The 3351-nt window shown below is 67.8% G+C and carries 2 protein-coding genes and 3 pseudogenes; 2 read left to right on the top strand and 3 right to left on the bottom strand.

The features are described from left to right. Window positions 1-233: pseudogene (locus WAN71_RS16825) on the top strand (pullulanase); the annotation flags it as partial. Between the two features lie 50 nt (window positions 234-283). Here WAN71_RS16825 and WAN71_RS16820 read toward each other — a convergent pair. The 3 genes and pseudogenes from WAN71_RS16820 to WAN71_RS16810 all read right to left on the bottom strand — a co-directional run bounded on the left by WAN71_RS16820 (window position 284) and on the right by WAN71_RS16810 (window position 3057). Continuing rightward, window positions 284-907: pseudogene (locus tag WAN71_RS16820) on the bottom strand (GNAT family N-acetyltransferase). A gap of 89 nt (window positions 908-996) precedes the next feature. Beyond that, window positions 997-1770 (bottom strand): TIGR03084 family metal-binding protein, encoded by a 774-nt coding sequence (locus WAN71_RS16815; RefSeq protein ID WP_422226422.1) that lies wholly within the window; start codon window positions 1768-1770, stop codon window positions 997-999. Window positions 1771-1779: 9 nt separating this feature from the next. Beyond that, window positions 1780-3057, bottom strand: coding sequence for an MFS transporter (locus tag WAN71_RS16810; protein WP_422226421.1), 1278 nt, complete (start codon window positions 3055-3057; stop codon window positions 1780-1782). A 139-nt stretch (window positions 3058-3196) separates the two neighbouring features. On the opposite strand from WAN71_RS16810, the pseudogene WAN71_RS16805 reads away from it, so the two are divergent. Further along, window positions 3197-3351: pseudogene (locus WAN71_RS16805) on the top strand (hypothetical protein); the annotation flags it as partial.

The following is a 3351-nucleotide window of genomic DNA, read 5'->3' as shown; positions in this document are numbered from 1 at the left end:
GCGTCGAGCACAGCGGCGGGCCGCTGGTGGACTTCGACGGCGACGGCCAGGCCGACGACCGGCTGCTTGACAGCGACGGAAATGGGCTGGCCGACCGCGTAATCTGCGCCGAGGAGAACGGCGTGACGGGCTACGTCGATACCGATGGTGACGGACGGTGGGACGTCAAGCTGACCGACACCGACGGCGACGGCAGCGCCGATGCCGCCAGCGCGCTGCAGCCCAAAACGTAGGCGGCTTTGAAAAAGGCGAGTGCGGTACCGATGAAGTGCTTGGGAACTCGTTACCGAGCAGCAGGAACGTCGGTGGGTGATCGGGGCAGCGCGTACAGCGCCATTCGACGATTGCTCATGTCGTGCTCACCGAGGAACGTGCAGCCAGCGAATTCGCACCCTCGGCGCGCCGTGGTATTGCGGTGATCAGGGGCGAACATGATTCTGCGACAACGTGGTTCGGCCTCGAAGACACTGGTGACAACATGCGGCAGCAGCAATCTACCGAGACCCTTATTCACGAGAGTCAACTCGGCGATGGCCGCGTGTAGCCCGATGTCGTATAGGTCCGCTTGATACCGGGTTGCGATGGAATCCTTTGCCGCGCGGTACACCTCGAAATAGCCGCCATCTTCGCCGTGCAAACTGCCAACCGCGGACGGGAATAGTTGCCATTGAGCTGGGCGCGCAAGTACTGCCGCCAACGTGACGCCGGCCAAGCCGACTCCCATGCCTCGACCAGGTGGGGCAGCTGCATCGACTCCGAGATCATTTCCGCGTCGGCGTCCGGGTCGGCGAGACGAAGCGCGTACGGCTCGGGCAACACCGGCGTGGGGCGGCGCCGGGACGTTGCGGACCTCGTCGGTGAGCCCTTCGGTCAGCTCCCGCGGCAGCATCGGCACGGCTTCAGTCATGTCGAGCGGCGAGCCTTCGCGCGCTGCGCGCGCTCATCGCCCGGGACTTCTGCTGATGGGTCCCGTCTCTCTTCGCGCGCTGCGCGCGCTCATCGCCCGGGACCCGGCGGGCCGGCGAAGGCCTGGGCGATCTGCAGCCAGCGCTGCGCGTCGTCCCCCTCGGCCGTCACGTCAAGATCGCGCAGCGCCCGCCGCTGGGTGACCAGAAAACAAAAGTCCTCGGCGTCGCCGGTGACTCGCTGTGCGGCGTCCGGCGATCCCCACGACCAGGTGCTGCCGTCGGGGGCGCGCAGGTCGACTAGAAACGGCTCGGGGGGCGGGGGCAACCCGTTGACGGCGAAGGCGTAGTCGCGGGTGCGCACCCCGATGTGGGCAATGGAACGCAGCCGGGCAGTCGGCGCCCGGGTGACGCCCAGGGTGTCGGCGACGTCGAGTCCGTGTGCCCAGGTCTCCATCAGTCTCGCCGTCGCCATCGACGAAGCACTCATCGGCGGTCCGAACCACGGCAGCTTGCGGCCGTCGGGAACCATCAGCAGCGCGTCGTGCAACCCCGCGCGGGTGGCCTGCCAGTCGGCGAGCAACTCGGCAGGCACCGATGCGGCGAGCTCGTCGGCCCCCGCGTCAACGAAGCCGATCGGGTCGGCCGCAGCGATTTCCAGCAGCCCGGCGAAGGCCGGCTCGTCGGTGACCGCGGTCAGCGCAACGCGGTCGGTCCACAACAGATGCCCGATCTGATGCGCAATGGTCCAACCCGCGGCGGGCGTCGATTCCGCCCAGCGATCCGCGGTCAGCGGCGCGACCAGCGTATCGAGCTCATCACTTTCGGCGCGCAGATCGTCAACGAACTGTTGCAGACCGGCCATCTGTGTACTTTAAGCCAGCTGGCCGCGGCCGACGATGCTGTGGGCGGCCAGCCCGCACAGGTAGAGCCCGGTCCCGGCCAGTATCAGTACGGGGGAGTGGCCGTTATGCGGAATGACGGTCGCCGCGACGGTGATTGCGCCGATGAACGCCACCCAAAACAGCGAATCCTGCACGGCGAACACGTGTCCGCGCAGCGCGTCGTCCACATCGATCTGAATGGCCGTGTCGGCGCACAGCTTGAGTACCTGGCCCGCCGCGCCGAGGAAGAACCCACACGCCACCATGACCGCCAGCTGCAGACCAGCCCCGGCGATCTGGATCGTCGCGGCGATCGCCAATGCTCCGTTGGCAGTGGCGTAGCGGCCCCAGCGGCGCACCGCGGGCGGGGTCACCACGTTGGCCAGAAAGGACCCGGTCCCGGTGGCGGCCAGGAACAACATCGCACCGCCCAGCGCGCCGACAGCTGCGGCACCGCCGCTGCGCACCAGCAGCAGCACCACCAGGGTGTTGACGCCGAACACCATCCGATGCGATGCCAACCCGGACAGGGTGGCGGCGACGGTGGGACGGTTCAGCACCGTGCGGATGCCGTGCATCCAGCCGGTGATCACCGCATAGAGGACCGATCCGTGGATCGCCCGCCGGGTGTCGTCGGGACCGAGCACGTGGGCACCGAATCGCAGCGACAGCAGCAGAGCGATCAGCTGCGGGATGGTGACCAGTAAGATGATCGACGCGGCCCCGTGGTCGCCGGAACCGAAGAAGGTGCGGGGCACCAGCATGAAGTTGGCGCCGACGAACGCGGCGATCGCACCGGTCGCCGACGCGAGCGAGTTCATCGTGACGACCTGCTCGCGGGGGACCACATGGGGCAGGGCGGCGGACAAGCCGGAGGACACGAAACGGCCCAGGCCGTTGACAACCAGCGCACCGCACAGCACCAGCACGTTGCCGGCACCGACGGCCAGGCAGACTCCGACCAGAGCCACCGACACCAGCCGGCCCAGGTTGGCACCGACCAGCACCAGCCGACGGTCCCAGCGGTCCATCAACGCGCCGGCGAACGGACCGAGCAATGAGTACGGCAAGAACAGCACCGCGAAGGCACCGGCGATCGCCATCGGCCGCGCGGCCCGCTCGGGGTTGAACAGCAGCGCTCCGGCCAGGCCTGCCTGGAAAAGCCCGTCGCCGAACTGGCTTGCGGTACGCAGTTCTAGCAGCCGGTAGAAGTCGGGCAAGCCGCGCACCGAGCGCCAGACGGCGACGGGTGCGCGCGTGCGGGTCACTGAACCTACTTCCCCATGGGGCCCGGCTACCCGAAACGACACAGCCCGGGCATCAGGCCCCTGTTAACAACAGTACAAATATCGTGGAGGGCCCTGCTTGTTCACCACAGCGGCCCCGCGCGGATGCGATGATGGAGCCGTGGCGCAGCCCGAAGACCCGGAGGACTTTATTGCCCCCGCCGCGCATCGTGTGCGAGCGGGTACTTTGCTGCTGGCTAACACCGATCTGCTCGAGCCGACATTTCGCCGCAGCGTGATTTACATCGTCGAGCACAACGACGGGGGCACGCTGGG

The organism is Mycobacterium sp. (genome assembly GCF_049280035.1).
In the GTDB taxonomy this organism is placed as follows: domain Bacteria; phylum Actinomycetota; class Actinomycetes; order Mycobacteriales; family Mycobacteriaceae; genus Mycobacterium.
The sequence above is the reverse complement of the archived record's forward strand: the minus strand, read 5'-3'. Positions and strand labels throughout refer to the sequence as shown.